We start from the raw sequence: 15,945 nt of genomic DNA on the forward strand, positions 1-15,945 counted from the left end.
CCCGGTGAGGCCAGATAACTGGCTCCCACCGGGCGCTGCTTGTTCGTGAGCGGGTCCTCGCCTAGACCTCGCGGCGGCGACGACCACCCAGCGCCAGCGCGCCCGCCAGCAGCCCGGCCACGAGCAGCCCCATAGCCCCGAAGAGCGCCGGGCCCATCTCGGCACCGGTCAGCGCGATGATGTCCGCAGGGTTGCCCACCGGGCCGGTCGTCGAGACGGCCGTGATCTTGCCCGCGGCGTCGACCGCGAACCAGACCGTCTGCGACTCGGCACCCGCGGTGATCACGAGCTTGTGGCTGCCCTTCTCTACCGCCGGGAGGGTGACGGTCGCGTCGAGCGTGCCGCCCGCACCGGTGAACGCCGAGTAGATCGTGGTCGGGGTGGAGTGCACCACGGCCGTGACCGACTGCGCGGCAGCGAAGCCACTTGCCACGAAGGCCACCTTCGCACCCTTGGCTGTGTCACCGACCTTGAACTGAACCGAGAGCTCGACCGACGGCGCGTTGTAGGTGAACGCCGAGGCTGCGGTGGCCTCGCCCCACGGGTTTGTCACCTGGACGTCGACACTCTTGCCTTCCGAACCGGCCAGCACGGTCGGCACGAGCACCGTCAGCGAGGTCGCCGTGTTCGTAGCGCTCGCATCGATCGGCGCGGCCTCGCCTCCGAACGTGACGCTCGCCCCGTCGAGATCGGTACCGGTGATGGTGACGGCGCCTCCCGCATTGCCCTTGTCGGGCGAGATGCCCGCGATGGTCGGGACGGATGACGCAATCTCGATCGTGTAGTCCGCGCTGCCGGTGTAGTCGTCCGGGCTCGTGCCGGTCACGGTGACGTCGAACGAGCCGTGCTCGGTCGGTGTGCCGGTGAGCGTGCCGTCTGCGGCGAGCGCCAGGCCGTCCGGCAATGCGCCGTCCGTGACCTCGAACTCGTACGGACCGCTCGCTGCGCCAGCCGCCGTGAGCGCCTGCGCGTACGCGACGCCCTGCTTTCCTTCGGCGAGCGTCTGGGGAGAGACCGAAATCGTCGGCGCCGCGAAGCTGAACTCACTTGCCGCGCTCGTCGACGTCACGCCATTGGCGGTAGTAACGGTGATGTCGACGTTGCCTGCCGAGCCGGCCGGGGACGCCGCCGTGATCGAGGTGTCTGAATTGACAGTGAACGAAGCCGCGTTCTCGCTGCCGAACTTCACCGCGGTCGCCCCGACAAAGCCGGTGCCAGCGAGGGTGACGATCGTGCCGCCATACACCGAGCCGGTCGATGGAGTCGCGCCCGATACTGTCGGCGGAATGTATGCAAACGCGTCGGATTCGGTGTCGCTGCCCCAGTCGTTCGTTACTGTCACATCGACCGCGCCGCCAGTGGCTCCCGGGGCCACCGCCGGGGCGAGAACGGTGAGGGAGGTGTCGGTGTTTGACGCGCTCGAGTCGGCCTGGGCCGCCTCGCCGCCGATGGTAACGCTCGCGCCGTCAAGGTCAGTTCCCGTAATGGTGACCGCCCCACCGGCAATCCCCGTCGCGGGAGCCACACTCGTGATGACCGGAACCGACGACGCGACCACGAAGGTGTAGAGCCTCGACCCCATGAACGAGTCCACGCTCGTCGCGGTGATCACAAAGGCTCCCAAGCCGGGCTCGCTCGGAATTCCGTGAATCACGCCGTTACTCAGCGACAAGCCCGTGGGAAGCTCGCCGTCTGTCACCGCGAAGTTGTATGAGCTGCTCTGGGCCCCGCTCGCGCTCAACGTCAGCGAGAACGCGACCCCCTGCTTTATCGCCCCGAGCAAGGAGGGGGCCACGCCGATGGTCGGCGCGAAGTAGGTGTACCGCGTGGCAGCGCTCGTGGCGCTCACGCCCCCGAGAGTGATAACAGTGACATCAACAGTGCCGACGACCGAACTGGGCACAGTCACTGAAATTGTGGTGCCCGACGACTCGATGAAGCTCGCAAATTCGTCGCCAAAGAAGACCCCCTGAGTGTTCTCGAGGCCTGTTCCGGTGATCTCGATAGTTTTGCCGCCGTACACCAACCCGGTCGACGGGCTCATCGCAGTGACCGTCGGGATGGGTGCGTAGGTGAACTCGCTGGGGGCTGTGAGCGCAGATCCGCCCGCAATGGTCACCACGATCGGCTGCGCTGCAAGGGGCAGCGGAGACCGTGCCGGGATTGTCAGCACGAGCTGCCGGTCGCTCGAAGACATCACCGTCGCGGCGACCCCGCCGATCGTCGCGGTCGCGCCGGCCAGCCCGGCTCCGCTCAGCGTCAACGCGTCGCCGGCCTTTCCGATCGTGGCTGAGACTGAACCGACAACTGAGGGGTAGGTGATCTTGACGATGCCGTTTCCGCCTTGGTCAACGGCCGAGTTGGCGAGCGTCCCGGAGAAGTAGGACCCGCCGCCACCGCCACCGCCGGCCTCACCATTCTGGCCAAAGTTCCCGCCGCCACCGCCGCTGTAACCGCCGCCACCGCCACCAGCGGATCCGTCGGCCCCGCCGCCACCGCCGAAGCCGCCTGCACGAGCCCCTGAACCGCCGGCCGCGCCGCCCGCCAAGCCCTGCCCGCCCACAGCGTTCCCGCCGCTAGTCAGTAGGCCGCCACCGCCGCCAGTGAGACTCCTCGAACCAAAAGGTGATCCCTGTCCGCCGGCGCCAGCGCTGCCGCCAGCGCCCCCGCCGTTCGTGCCGTTCTCACCGACACTGCCGAGGCTTGCCGAAGTGGGGAAGCTATTCGACCCGGCACCGCCGCCGCCACCCGCGGCGGCGAGCAGACCAGCTTGAGTTGCGGTCGTGTAGACGAAGGAACCGCCACCGCCGCCACTCCCCGCCTGGTACTGCACGCCGTTCGCTCCCGCGCCGCCCACCACAATATTGAGGGTCGCGCCAGGAGTGACCGTCACCGTGCCGGCGAGACGAGCGCCAACGCCACCTCCACCGTAGGCATGTCCACCCTGAGCACCTGCGAGCTCAAGCCCGATCTCGGTCACTCCGGCCGGGACAACCCAGGTCTGCACGGATCCTGATGCCGCGAAGGATGCAACGTGGTCCGCAGGAACAGCGACGGCGGAGCCAGAGGCGCTGATCGCCGAAGCGACCACGATGGTACTGACGGCGACCGCGGCCGCGGTCGCTCGTAAGCGGGATGAGCGCATGTTGGAGGATGCTTTCTCTCGAGGAGACCGAAACGAAACTGTTCGCCGGCGTACTGCGGAACTACGTGTTTCGACCGCTTCTGAGAGAGCAATGGCGGCAATGCCAGCATGGGGTCAATCGCACACTACTCGGTGGTCCGCGCTCAAGATAGGACGTGATCCACTTTTCACCCTGCCGTGTGCGCCTCGGTCCACGATCCCGATGCGCCGCGTGCCTACTGGCCTGGCCCGTTGAACGCGATCATACATGCGAGCACCGCGAGCACTAGAGCGACCGGCGTCATTACCCATCGCTCTCGAGTGGACCTCGAAATTGCATTCATCAGCACTCCGAGCGCGAGATAGCCGAACACCACCCACATCCCGATCGCGGCAATCGCCTCAGGAAGGACGTCAATGATGTCCGCGCGATCGAGCGCAATGATGGCAATGGTGGCGTAGACCACGAGCGACGCGGCGGAGGCCACGCGATACTTCAGTGGCAACGTGCCAGGGTGTTGCCCACCCCAAGCGAAGCTGCCCCACGGAGCGCCGCAGGCGAGCGCAACCTGGAAGAGCGCGAGAACTGCGAGCAACGCGACGAATGCAATAGCGATCACGAGCGAAATTCTAGCCGCCGGGCGGCGCTTCTCCCGGGCCTCTCGGCGGTGCCGCGCCTCAGTTGGCGCTGTGCGGGTGTCTACACGAACGGTGAGCGCCGCCGGGTTCCCCTTCGTCGCGTCCCCCGCAACCGTCGCGAGCTGCAGCTCCCCGCCATCGTCACGCCCGTCGCGGTCGCTTCCCGTCGCAGCGAAGCGAGACGCGACCGGGCCAGCACAGGCCGCAAGCGCCAGGCCGGCCGCGCCGATCGTGAACATGCCGAGCATGCTCTGCTCACCCAGGCGCCGCCAATGGGGAAGCTGGACGCAAGCCGTGCGCGACCAGGAAACTAAGTTGTGCACAATTTAATTGCGTGCAAAACTTAGAACATGTCGGTGACCAATGAGATGGTGTGCTTCTCCCTCTATGCCGCGACCCGAGCGACGACCCAGGCGTACCGCCAGCTGCTCGAGCCGTGGAACCTGACGTACCCGCAGTACCTGGTGCTCGCCACCCTGTGGATCGAAGGTGAACAGACCGTCTCGTCGCTTGGCGAGCACCTGCAGCTCGATTCGGGCACACTCTCCCCTTTGCTTCGCCGCATGGAACAGGGCGAGCTGGTGCACCGCGAGCGGCGCGGGGCCGACGAGCGCGTCGTGACGGTCTCGGTGGGCGCTCGCGGCCTCGAACTTCGCGCCGAGCTCGCCCACATCCCGGGCCAGATCGCCGCGGGCACCGGACTCACCGACCGGGCCGCCGCCGCCGCGCTCATCGAGACGCTGCAGCAGCTCACCGAGACGATGCACGCCGTGAGCGCCCACCCTACAAACGACACAATCGCCATCACGACCCCGAAGGAGTCACACAAATGACCACGAACCCCACCATGCGCGCCCTCGTTCAGCACCAGTTCGGCGACCCCGCCGAGGTCCTGACCGTCGAGGAACGCCCGCTCCCCCAGCCCGGCCCCGGCCAGGTGCGCGTGCGCACCCTGCTCGCCGCCGTGCACAACCACGACCTGCTGACCGTCCGCGGCATGTACGGCTACAAGCCGGAGATGCCCGCCCAGTCGGGCACCGAGGCCGTCGGCATCGTCGACGCGCTGGGCGAGGGCGTCGAGCACCTCGCCGTGGGTCAGCGGGTCGCCAGCGGCGGAACGTTCGGCGCCTGGGCCGAGTACTTCGTGGCTGACGCCGCAGCACTCATCCCCGTCATGGACGCCCTGTCCGACGAGGTCGCCGCCCAGCTCGTGTCGATGCCGTTCAGCGCGATCAGCCTGCTGCACTTCCTCGACCTGAAGGAGGGCGACTGGATCCTGCAGAACGCCGCAAACGGTGCGGTCAGCCGCATGATCGCCCAGCTGGGCAAGGCTCGTGGCATCAACGTCGTCGGCCTGGTGCGCCGCAGCGCCGGCGTCGAGGAGCTGCGCGCCCAGGGCATTGAGCGCGTCATCGCCACCGACTCCGACGACTGGCGCGAGCAGCTCGCCACGATCTCGGGCGGCGCCGATATTCGCGTCGGCATCGACTCCGTCGGCGGCAAGGCCGCGGGCGATGTCCTGTCCGCCCTCGCCACGAACGGCACCCTCGTCGTCTTCGGCGCGATGGCCTCGCCGACGCTCGAGATCTCGTCGGGCGACCTGATCTTTAAGCAGGCCACGGTCAAGGGTTTCTGGGGCAGCGTCGTGAGCCGCGAGATGAGCGCCGAACTCAAGGGCCAGCTCTTCGGCGAGCTGATCGGCCGCGTGCTCGACGGCACGCTCACTCTCCCGGTCGCGGGCACGTTCAGTTTCGATGAGATCGGGGCCGCCGCCGCTGCGAACGCCGCGCCCGGCCGCGTCGGCAAGGTGCTGCTGCGCCCGTAAGGTACTCCCGGCAGGATCCTGCCGCACCACCTCGCGCCCGCCCGGACAGCTCCCTTCGAGCAGTTCGGGCGGGCGCACTTGTATCCTGACGGAAAGACGAGGGGGCACCATGGCAGCCGACGGTTGGTCCGACGAGGAGTTCCGCCAGAAGTGGCAGGAGCAGGCAGACCAGATTGGCCGGTTCAACCTGGCCATCTTTGGCAAGACCGGCGTCGGCAAGTCCACGCTCATCAACGCCGTCTTCAGCGAGGACGTCGCGCCCACCGGCATCGGCGAGCCCGTCACGATGGACAACCACCTCTACCTGCACCGGGCGGGCTTTCTGGGACTGCTCGACACGCGTGGCCTCGAGATTGGCAAGGACACGGACACGCTGATTGGTGAGCTCGGCGACTACGTCAAGCGCATGCGCAAGCAGCCCCTGCAGGATCAGGTCCACGCCGCTTGGTACTGCGTGCGCGCGACCGACCGCCGCTTTGAAGACACCGAGGCGGACTTCATCCGCCGGCTGCACGACCTGGGCCTGCCCGTCGTCGTCGTGCTCACGCAGGTGCCCTCGCGCGGCGCCGAGTATCACCGCGACGCGGTCGCGCTCGCCGAACACATTGCGAGCCTGGGCTTGCCGATCTTCGGCGGCGGGCCGATCCTGGTGATGGCCACGGAAGATCAGTTCACCGGCCAGGTGAAACACGGCCTGAAGGATCTCGTCGATGCCACCTTTCGCGTTGCTCCAGCAGGTGTCGAAGCAGCATTCATCGCGGCACAGAAAGTCGACCTCGAGCGAAAAAACAAGCAGGCCAAAGACGTCGTCAAAGTGGCTGCCGGGATGGCGCTAGCCGTCGGCGCGGTGCCGATTCCGATGGCCGACGCGGGCGTCCTCGTGCCCATTCAGCTCGGCATGATGGCAAAGATCGCCGCCATTTACGGCGTCAAGATGGAGACGGCGACGATCGCCGCCACTGTCGCGACGACCGCGGCTACGGCCGCGGGCCGCAGCGCCGCCGTCAGCCTCGTGAAACTCATTCCGGGTGCCGGGTGGGTAATCGGCGGCACGATCTCGGCCGCCGTCGCCAGCACGTTCACCTTCGCCGTCGGCTACGCCTGGGCGACGGTGTGCGGCGAGCTCACGCAGGGGCGACTCAAGGGCGCCGACGGCGCGCTCGACACCGAACTGGTGCGGAAGCTCTTCACCGAGCAGGTCGCCGCGTGGTTCACAAAGAATGGGTCAAAGAAGCCGTGACGAGGGAGCCAAGCGTTCCCCGGCAGAGCAGCCCCGCGCACTCGCCGCAGAACAACGCCCGCCACCTGTTCGCGCTTGCCGCCGGCATGCTGGTCATCGTCGTTTCGATTTTCGGGCCGAGCGGAATCGCTGGCTACCTGCTCCTGATCGGAATGGGCATCGTGGCCGTCGCGATTGGCCACAGGTCCCTTCGGCACCCCGGACCGCTGCTCTGGGCCGCCATCGTGGGCCTCGTACTCGGCTATCTCGAACTCATCATGGCCGTCGGCTTGCTCACCGTTCGCCTGACACGGATCGCTGCGATGTAGCTGACGCACGCGCGTTGGGCACCGCGGCGAGCGGGCCCTCTGGATCGGAGACGACGCGCGCTCGGCCGTGGCACTGCTCGAGCGGCTCGACGCCCCTCAGTAGCCAGGGGCCAGCTGAGCGCCAGACCACTCTGACAAAAGATCCGACCATTCCGTCCGCGAACCGGATAGCGTGGAACAGGTGACCACTGCACCCGAGGCCTCCCCTCGTCCCCCACGCCCACAGCGCCCCGTCGTCGAGCTGACAGTGATCTCGTCGGAGCGCCTCAGCCCCTCCCTCGTGCGCGTGCGGTTCGGCGGCCCCGGCTTTGCAGAGTTCCAGGATCGGCCCGAGACTGACAAGTACGTGAAGCTGCAGTTCACGACCCCGCCGCCCGAGGCGCACCCCGTGACGCGCACGTACACCGTGCGCCGCGTCGACGCCACAGCGCAGACGCTCGACATCGACTTCGTCGTGCACGGCGACGAGGGCCTCGCGGCGCCCTGGGCGGCGGCGGCCCAGCCCGGCGCGTTGCTCTCGCTTTCCGGTCCGGGTGGCGGCTACCGGCCGAACCCGGATGCCGCATGGCACCTGTTCGCGGGCGACCTCTCGGCCGTACCGGCGATCGCCGCGGGCCTGGAGGCGCTGCCCGCAGATGCCGTCGGCACTGCGATCATCGAGACCGACTCGGAGGAGGCCATTCTCGAACTCGCGGCCCCCACCGGCGTCGAGGTCCGTTGGATCGTGGACCCGGCACATGACACGGAGCTCCTGGCAGATGCCGTCCGCGCCCTGCCCTGGCGTGACGGGCACGTGGATGTTTTCGCGCACGGCGAGCGCGAGTCGATGAAGGCCCTGCGCCGCGTGTTCTTCGACGAGCGCGGCCTCGAGCGAGGCCAGGTCTCCCTCTCGGGGTACTGGGCGCGCGGCCGCACCGAGGACCGCTTCCAGGCGGAGAAGCGCGAGCCGATCGGGCAGGTCATTCCGCAGGCCTAGTGCTCGCCGCTCGCACCGGCCAGGCCCGCGGAGCCCGAAGCACGCCAGTTTTCCCGAACAGATATCCGACGAAGGAGCCCGACATGTCCGAAGGCCTGAGCGACCTCCTGGCCCGCCACGTCGAGGCGGGCACCATGCCGGGCGCCGTCGCCACGTTCGGGGGGACGTTTGAACCGGTCGCCGTCGGGCTGACCGCGCCTGGCGGCGAGCCCATGCCGGCCGACGCGATCTTCCGCATCCAATCGATGACGAAGGCCGTCACCTCCGTGGCGGCACTGCGCCTGGTGCAGGACGGCGTAATCGCGCTCGACGACCCCGTCGCTTCCTGGCTGCCCGAACTGGCCGACCGCCGCGTGCTCGCGCACCCCGACGGCCCACTCAGCGAGACGCGGCCAGCACGAGGCCCGATCACCGTGCGGCACCTGCTGACCAACCAGTCCGGCTATGGAATCATGACGACCGATTCTCCGCTCAAGCAGACGATGATCGATGCGGGGGTAGAAGCCGACGCCGGCCCCGTGGGTCTCGGCGCCCAGGACTGGCTCGACACCTTGGCAACGCTGCCGCTCGCCTTCGAGCCGGGCGAAGCCTGGCGCTACCACCACTCGTTCGGCCTCCTGGGCATTCTGCTGGGACGCGTGCGCGACCGTAGCGCGCTCGAGATACTCAACGAGACCGTGTTCTCGCCTGCGGGGATGACCGATACCCGGTTCTCGGTGCCGCTCGACCAGGCGCATCGCCTGCTCCCCGGCTTCCGGCATGGGGCAGACGGCCTCGAACAAACCGAGCCAGCAGGATCGGGTTTCTACGTTGAGCCGGCGCCGTTCGACGTCAGCCATGCCGAGCTCGTCTCAACCGTCGCCGACTATCACGCGTTCCTGCGCGCGCTGCTCGACGGCAAGCTCATCGACGCTGCCCTGCTGCACGAACTCCGCAGCGACCAAGTCTCGCGCGACGCGAAGGCGGAGGACAGTTTCTTCCCCGGGTTCTGGGAAGAAACCGGCTGGGGGTATGGCGTCTCCGTCGCGACCACCGGCCCACATCGCGGCCGGTTCGGTTGGTCCGGCGGGCTCGGCACCGACTTCTTCGTCGACCCCGACGGCACCATTTGCATCGTCCTCACCCAGGTCGAGATGGGCGATCGGATGATGGGGCTGCTTCGCGACCTCCAGGAGCTACGCGGCGCCTAGTGCCGAATCTCGATGAGATGCCGGTCCGTTCGGCGAGCGCGCCACGGACCAGTAGCACCGCTACCGCTCGGAGGTCACAGCCGAGCCGAACCGCGTGCGAAAGCACGATCGCTTGCTCACCAGTTCCCGTGCGCCCGCCATCACGCTTCTGTCCAGGCCTCATCGAAGGTCGTGATCTCATCCGTCATGTCCTCAAGAAACCGAATGATGATTTCTCGTTCCGGTTCAGTCAGGCGGGCCGCAGCATGAAATCGCTTTGCATGTTGTCGGCCCACCGAGTTCATGGCGGCCTCGTGCGTTTCAGGAGTGATCGAGATGGCGAGGGCACGGCGGTCTGTCGGGTGCGACGCTCTGGCAATGTGCCCAGCCCGTTCAAGGCGATCGAGCAGCTTGGTGGTTGATGCACTGGAAATCTTGAGATGCGCGGCGATCCGCCCCGGAGTCGCGATGTCGCCACTATTGCTCGAGACAATGAGGTAGTGCAATGCCCGCATGTCCGTCTGGTTGAGCTTCATGTACTTCATGGACAGCACCGAGAGTTCCTGCTCGGCCTCTCGCAGCCGAGCGAACGCACCCATCAGGGCACTGATCCCTCGTACCTGAGCGGGGTCCAACGCCGAGCGATCGACCAGCGCGCCTCGCGGGTCACTGGAATCGAGATCGAACATCTTCGACGAAACCGAATCGTGGTTTTCATCGACGTGTTCCATGAAAAGAATTGTAGCTTCGGATAACATAAGCACCCAGTACTAAATCTTGAGAAGTTATTTTCATGCCAGGCTAGGCAAATTCTGGAAGCGTGAAGCGAGCGAAGATGTTCGATGAAGAGCGTGTGGTTCTCTTAGGTGAAACCGGCCTGCCGATAGGCACCGCGTTGAAGTCTGGCGTGCACACCGCCGATACTCCCTTGCATCTGGCATTTTCTTGTTATCTCTTCAACGAGCTCGGCGAAGTTCTCGTGACTCGCAGGGCGCTCACCAAGCGAACCTGGCCGGGGGTCTGGACCAATAGTTTCTGTGGCCACCCCAGCCCTGATGAATCGCCAGAGATCGCCATCGTGCGTCGGGCGCAGGAAGAGCTTGGCGCCGAAATCTTTGGGATCGAACTTGTCCTTCCGAACTTTCGGTACCGCGCGACTGACGCAAGCGGCGTCGTCGAGAACGAGATCTGCCCGGTGTATGTTGCCCGGCTCGGCTCCTCGCTGACCCCCCACCCGGACGAGATTGCTGAGTGGGCATGGGTGTCTCCACTTCACCTTGCAGAGTCGCTTGAGCGCACACCCTTCACGTTCAGTCCCTGGATGGTGCGGCAACTCCCCGAACTCTTCCTGCACGAGAACGCCTTCCCCGGGGAACGCCGATGACGGCGTCGACAGTCGTCCTCCACGATCGAAGCGACGTCAGGCGCGCGATCGAGCGCGAACTGAGTGAGATATTTCAGGCTCGCGCGAGCGCTGCCGCGCCATACGGAAACAGTTTTGTTCGACTCTGGACGCTCGCCGGACACAGCGTTCTCGGGGGCAAGCTCGTGCGCCCCCTGCTGCTCGTAGAAACGCACGAAGCTCTCCATCACCGAGATCCCGAGCGTCCCGGGCCTGCTGCACTCCCCGCCCCCACCGCTCAATACCCTCAGGATCGCGCGTGGCCGAACCAGGAGTCCGTCATCAGCATCGCCGCAGCGATCGAGTTGCTGCACTACTCATTCTTGCTGCACGATGATGTGATCGATGGGGACTTGACTCGACGCGGACGGCCCAACCTCATCGGGGCGCTCCTTGCCGAGTCCGGCACGGGTACGAGCGACCCTGTCGACGCAGAAAATATGTCTGTCGCGGGGCTGCACTGGGCACGCACCGGTGGCATCCTCATGGGGGATCTGCTTCTGGCAAGCACGCATCAGATCTTCGCCCGAGCGTGCGTCCCACAGGCGACACGTTTGAGATTGCTTGACCTCCTCGAATACACCATCACCGAGTCGGTGGTGGGCGAACAGCTCGATGTGGGTTTGGGCGGGGGCATCATTGAACCGGATCTAGGGACAGTGCTCACCATGTCCACGTATAAGACGGCAACGTACACATTCGAATTGCCCCTCCGGGCAGCGGCGATACTCGCGGACACCAGCTCTCAAGTCGAGAGCACCCTCTCATCAGCAGGTAGACACTTGGGGCTCGCATTTCAGCTCCAGGATGATCTGTTGTCGACGTTCGGGGACCCGCTGCGACACGGCAAAGACCCGTTCTCCGATCTGAGGGAGGGTAAGCAAACCGCGTTGATTGCCTACGCGAGAATGACGAGCGAATGGCCGAGCATCGAACCGATGTTCGGGAGTGCTTCCCTCAGCAAGGAGGACGCGCTGCGTATCAGGGACCTGCTTCGGCAATGCGGCGCGGAACAGTTTGTGCAGGGCCTCGTCGACGAGCAACTCAGGTCTTTCTATGAGCTGCTGAGCAACCGCGCCTCAGCGATCCCCGCTGAGGTTCGGCGCGTATTGGTCGACCTCGCACGCCAGTTGGAGGGCAGACAGGCATGAATGACAGCGTCTCGTTGGCCCTGTTCACGCGCACCGCTGAGCGTGCAGCAAATCAGGTGATCGAGTCCTATTCCACCTCGTTCGGGCTCGCGTGCCGCCTCTTGGGAGCACCGCATCGCCAGCACATTCGAAACATTTACGCGCTCGTTCGCGTCGCCGACGAGCTCGTTGACGGGATGACGGTCGAGGCTGGGCTGACTGCGGCGGAACAGTCTGAGACGCTCGAGAGCTTCATCGAGCGCACCCATCTCGCGTTGCGGCAGGGGTGCAGCAGCGACCTCATCATTCATGCGTTCGCGCGCACTGCACGTCAGTGCGGCATCACCACCGAACTCACCACGCCCTTCTTTGACTCGATGCGCACTGACTTGATCAGACAAGACAGTTCGTCACCCGGTCTCGCCCGTTTTGACGCATCGGCACACGCCGACTACATATACGGCTCGGCCGAGGTGGTGGGGCTGATGTGCCTCCGCGTCTTTCTGCGCGACCAGCACGTCAGCGAGCCTGAACGCCGTGCGCTTGAACATGGTGCCCGCCAGCTGGGTGCCGCTTTCCAGAACATCAACTTCCTCCGCGACCTCTCCGACGACACCGATCGCCTGGGGCGGAGCTACCTGGGTGTCAACGACCGTCTCAGCGACGAAGACCGGAGTTCTTGGGTGCAGACCATCCGAGAACAGCTGGCAGACGCGCGCGCGAGTATTCCCCTGTTGCCGCCTGACGCCCGAGCGGCAGTGCGCAGCGCACTTGAGCTGTTCACCGCGCTCACCGATCGAATTGAAGCCGTGCAAATCGAAGACCTGTATCGCCGACGTGTCCGAGTACCCAATCCGGTGAAAGCCGGGCTCGCCGCCCGGGCCCTGTTCACGAGTTGGCGGGAGCCGCGACGATGACCCGCACTGTGGTGATCGGTGGCGGTATCGCCGGCCTCGCGACTGCCGGGCTGCTCGCTCGGGAAGGCCACGAGGTCGTCGTACTTGAACGACTCGAGCGCTTTGGCGGGCGCGTCGGCACTGTCGAACGAAACGGGTTCCGCTTTGACACGGGGCCGTCGTGGTACCTCATGCCGGGTGTCTTCGACCATTTCTTCTCGCTCATGGGAACGAGCACCAGCGAGCAGCTCGATCTTCACGATCTCGACCCTGCCTATCGGGTGTTTCAAGAACCTGGCCCGGACGGAGGCGCGGCCCTCCCCGTCACCATTCCTCGTGGCCGGGAACGTGTGATTGCCGCCTTCGAGTCGCTCGAAAGCGGAAGTGGGCACACGCTCACTACCTATCTCGATTCCGCGCGCACCACCACTGCGATGGCCGAGCGGTTCTTCCTCTACAACCCGTTCACTCGGCTACGTTCCCTGCTGAACCGTCAAGTTCTCGGCTCGCTCCCCAAGCTTGCACAGTTGCTCCTCACTCCACTTGATACCTATGTGGCGCGACGATTCCAGAACCCGGTGTTGCGCCAGATCCTGGGCTATCCTGCAGTCTTTCTGGGGACCGCGCCCTCCGCTGCGCCCGCGATGTATCACCTGATGAGCACCCTCGACCTCGACGAGGGCGTTCAGTACCCGATGGGCGGATTCTCCGAGCTGGTGGAGCGAATCGAGGCACTCGCGCGCGATGCCGGCGCGACACTGATCAGCAGTGCTGAGGTCACCGCCATCACTACCGATCGGGACGGCGAATCCCGCTCCAGCCGCCGTCCGTCAGTGACAGGAGTCCGCTGGCGTGACGCACATGGCGAGGTCCATTTCACCGCAGCCGACCTGGTTGTGTCGGGGGCTGATTTGCATCACACCGAGACAACTCTGCTGGAAACAGCAAATCAGAGTTACCCCGAACAGTGGTGGACGAAGCGAACGAGCGGGCCGGGGGCAGTGATCGTCCTCCTCGGCGTCCGCGGCGAGCTTCCTGAGCTCCCGCACCACTCTCTGTTCTTCACCCAGGACTGGCAGCACAACTTCGACGCGATCTTTGGGGGCCATCCGTCAATTCCGGATCCTGCCTCAATCTATGTGTGCAAGCCCAGTGCCACCGACCCCAGCGTCGCTCCGCCCGGACACGAGAACCTGTTCGTCCTCGTTCCGATCCCCGCCGATCCGGACATCGGCGCGGGAGGCGCAGACGGTGACGGCGACCCCCGGATCGAGCAGGCAGCAGATGCGGCCATCGACCAGATCGCACAGTGGTCAGGTGTCACCGACCTTCAGGATCGAATCGTGTTGCGACACACTCTCGGGCCCGCTGACTTTGCGCGCGACTACCATTCGTGGCAGGGCGGCATGCTGGGGCCCGCGCATATCTTGCGACAGAGCGCGATGTTCCGCCCGCAGAACGCGTCACCGCGGGTGGAGGGCTTGTACTACGCAGGTGGCACCACCTCTCCCGGTGTCGGAGTACCGATGTGCCTGATTAGCGCAGAATTGGTGCTGAAGCATGTGCGCGGCGATCACAGCGCCGGGCCGACTCACGCGGGACCGGAGGCCAAACGATAATGGGATACATCTATCTCCTATCCCTCCTCGGGGGGATCGCCTGCATGCTCCTGCTCGACTTTCGCTACCGCCTGTTCTTCTGGCACGACGCCCGGTCGGCAACAATTGTGACGCTCGTGGGTCTCGTGGTGATGCTCGCATGGGACCTCGCGGGAATCGGTTTGGGGATCTTTCTTCGCGGCGAGGGAGAGATCGCGACCGGGCTGCTCATCGCGCCAGAGCTTCCCATTGAAGAGCCCTTCTTCCTCCTCTTCCTCGTGCTCTGCACCATGATTATCTACACCGGACTTCGACGGATTCATGAGCGCCGAGCAGAGAGGCACGCGTCGTGACCTATCTCTGGCTCGCGCTGCTCTTCGTCGTCGCGGCAGGGATCTCGGGAATACTGCTCGTTCGTGTCCGTGGGACGCGGGAGTCAACTCGCACGCACTGGGCCATCGCAGGGGTGACGTTTCTTGTGCTGGCGGTCCTCACCGCGGTGTTCGACTCGGTAATGATTGGCATGGAGCTGTTCGACTTCGGCTCAGCGCACATCCTGGGAGTGCGCATCGGGCTCGCGCCTATTGAAGATTTTTCTTACCCGCTGGTCTGTGTGCTCTTGCTTCCCGCCCTGTGGCTCGCGCTCACGCGGGTGCGTGAAGCTCGGGTGCGTGAAGCTCGGGTGCGTGAAGCGCGCGTTCCCACCCAGCGCCAAGGGCTGGTATCCCAGGCCCTGCTGGCCTCGCGACCGGTGAGTTGGATCAACACCGCGTTCCCGTTCGCGGCGGCCTATCTCCTCACCACGCGTGAGATCGACTGGGTGCTCATCGTCGGCACGGTCTACTTCCTTATCCCATACAACCTCGCGATGTACGGCATCAATGATGTGTTTGACTACGCATCGGATCTAAAGAACCCGCGCAAGGGAGGTCTCGAAGGCGCGCTCCTCGCACCTCGGCTGCATCGTCCCTTGCTCTGGCTCGTTGCAGCGACGAATCTGCCATTCCTGATTGTGTTGGCCGCCGCCGGCGGACCAGTCGTGTGGGTCAGTCTCGCCTTCAGCACCTTCACGGTGATCGCCTATTCTGCGCCAGGGCTCCGTTTCAAGGAACGCCCCATTATTGATTCGATCACCTCGAGCACCCACTTCGTCAACCCCGCCATTGTGGGGCTGGCCCTTGCCGGAGTGGAGGTCACGCCGGGGCTCGTGATCGTCCTAGCGGCGTTCTTCCTGTGGGGTATGGCCGCGCACGCCTTCGGTGCGGTGCAAGATATCGTTCCGGATCGGGACGCCGGCATCGCGTCCATCGCCACGGTCTTCGGGGCACGGCGCACCGTCCGGCTGTCCGTTGCCCTCTGGTCCGTGGCGGGGCTCGCGATGCTCGCGACTGCCTGGCCGGGCCCCCTCGTATCGCTGGTGGCCATCCCGTACCTCCTGAACAGCCTGCCGTGGTGGAACGTCACGGAGAGCACCGCTGCGGACACCAATCGTTCCTGGCGGCGCTTCATTTGGTTGAACTACGGTTCCGGGTTCTTGGTGACCCTCGCGCTGATCCTGCTGTGGATGCAAGGGCCCTAGCGACCAGCCGGTCCTGGGGATGAGTCGCAGGATCCGCCGAGTCTGCCCGCAGCAGGCGC

The 15,945-nt window shown here is 65.6% G+C and carries 15 protein-coding genes; 12 read left to right on the forward strand and 3 right to left on the reverse strand.

Annotation, left to right across the window (positions count from 1 at the left end):
* Positions 1–61: 61 nt before the first annotated feature.
* Positions 62–3,145: a beta strand repeat-containing protein gene (locus tag KOE53_RS13690; RefSeq protein ID WP_188057574.1), complete on the reverse strand. Its 3,084-nt coding sequence runs from the start codon at positions 3,143–3,145 to the stop codon at positions 62–64.
* Positions 3,146–3,360: 215 nt separating this feature from the next.
* Positions 3,361–4,002, reverse strand: coding sequence for a hypothetical protein (locus KOE53_RS13495; RefSeq protein WP_251364124.1), 642 nt, complete (start codon positions 4,000–4,002; stop codon positions 3,361–3,363).
* A gap of 111 nt (positions 4,003–4,113) precedes the next feature.
* Here KOE53_RS13495 and KOE53_RS04665 point away from each other — a divergent pair, with 111 nt between their 5' ends.
* From KOE53_RS04665 to KOE53_RS04690, 6 genes are all read left to right on the forward strand, one after another.
* Positions 4,114–4,596 carry a MarR family winged helix-turn-helix transcriptional regulator gene (locus KOE53_RS04665; protein ID WP_188057575.1) on the forward strand — a complete coding sequence of 161 codons (483 nt, stop codon included), beginning with the start codon at positions 4,114–4,116 and terminating at the stop codon, positions 4,594–4,596.
* A 14-nt stretch (positions 4,597–4,610) separates the two neighbouring features.
* Positions 4,611–5,588: a zinc-binding dehydrogenase gene (locus KOE53_RS04670; protein ID WP_188057659.1), complete on the forward strand. Its 978-nt coding sequence runs from the start codon at positions 4,611–4,613 to the stop codon at positions 5,586–5,588.
* Positions 5,589–5,697: 109 nt separating this feature from the next.
* Positions 5,698–6,828, forward strand: a complete 1,131-nt coding sequence (locus tag KOE53_RS04675) for a GTPase family protein (protein WP_188057576.1) — start codon at positions 5,698–5,700, stop codon at positions 6,826–6,828.
* On the forward strand, positions 6,825–7,136 hold the full coding sequence (locus KOE53_RS04680; protein ID WP_188057577.1) for a hypothetical protein: 312 nt from the start codon (positions 6,825–6,827) through the stop codon (positions 7,134–7,136). Before KOE53_RS04675 ends, KOE53_RS04680 begins: the two co-directional genes overlap by 4 nt.
* Positions 7,137–7,317: 181 nt before the next feature.
* Positions 7,318–8,112, forward strand: a complete 795-nt coding sequence (locus KOE53_RS04685; RefSeq protein ID WP_188057578.1) for a siderophore-interacting protein — start codon at positions 7,318–7,320, stop codon at positions 8,110–8,112.
* Between the two features lie 83 nt (positions 8,113–8,195).
* Positions 8,196–9,302, forward strand: a complete 1,107-nt coding sequence (locus KOE53_RS04690) for a serine hydrolase domain-containing protein (RefSeq protein ID WP_188057579.1) — start codon at positions 8,196–8,198, stop codon at positions 9,300–9,302.
* 140 nt (positions 9,303–9,442) lie between these two features.
* Here the strand turns inward: KOE53_RS04690 and KOE53_RS04695 are convergent, their stop codons facing one another.
* Positions 9,443–10,012: a MarR family winged helix-turn-helix transcriptional regulator gene (locus KOE53_RS04695; protein WP_188057580.1), complete on the reverse strand. Its 570-nt coding sequence runs from the start codon at positions 10,010–10,012 to the stop codon at positions 9,443–9,445.
* A gap of 104 nt (positions 10,013–10,116) precedes the next feature.
* On the opposite strand from KOE53_RS04695, the gene idi reads away from it, so the two are divergent.
* From idi to KOE53_RS04725, 6 genes are all read left to right on the forward strand, one after another.
* Entirely contained in the window at positions 10,117–10,665 is a 549-nt protein-coding gene (gene idi, locus KOE53_RS04700; protein WP_188044427.1) for an isopentenyl-diphosphate Delta-isomerase, read from the forward strand.
* Positions 10,666–10,829: 164 nt separating this feature from the next.
* Positions 10,830–11,834, forward strand: coding sequence for a polyprenyl synthetase family protein (locus KOE53_RS04705; RefSeq protein WP_370566934.1), 1,005 nt, complete (start codon positions 10,830–10,832; stop codon positions 11,832–11,834).
* A complete protein-coding gene (locus tag KOE53_RS04710) occupies positions 11,831–12,730 on the forward strand; it encodes a phytoene/squalene synthase family protein (protein WP_188044382.1) in 900 nt (299 codons plus the stop codon). The genes KOE53_RS04705 and KOE53_RS04710 overlap by 4 nt, the downstream gene beginning before the upstream one ends.
* Complete coding sequence (gene crtI, locus KOE53_RS04715) at positions 12,727–14,328, forward strand: phytoene desaturase family protein (RefSeq protein ID WP_188057582.1); 1,602 nt, start codon at positions 12,727–12,729, stop codon at positions 14,326–14,328. Before KOE53_RS04710 ends, crtI begins: the two co-directional genes overlap by 4 nt.
* Complete coding sequence (locus tag KOE53_RS04720; protein WP_188044384.1) at positions 14,328–14,660, forward strand: lycopene cyclase domain-containing protein; 333 nt, start codon at positions 14,328–14,330, stop codon at positions 14,658–14,660. The genes crtI and KOE53_RS04720 overlap by 1 nt, the downstream gene beginning before the upstream one ends.
* Positions 14,657–15,886 (forward strand): prenyltransferase, encoded by a 1,230-nt coding sequence (locus tag KOE53_RS04725; protein ID WP_188057583.1) that lies wholly within the window; start codon positions 14,657–14,659, stop codon positions 15,884–15,886. Before KOE53_RS04720 ends, KOE53_RS04725 begins: the two co-directional genes overlap by 4 nt.
* Positions 15,887–15,945 lie beyond the last annotated feature (59 nt).

Source organism: Leucobacter sp. CX87, assembly GCF_018682295.1.
GTDB lineage: Bacteria > Actinomycetota > Actinomycetes > Actinomycetales > Microbacteriaceae > Cx-87.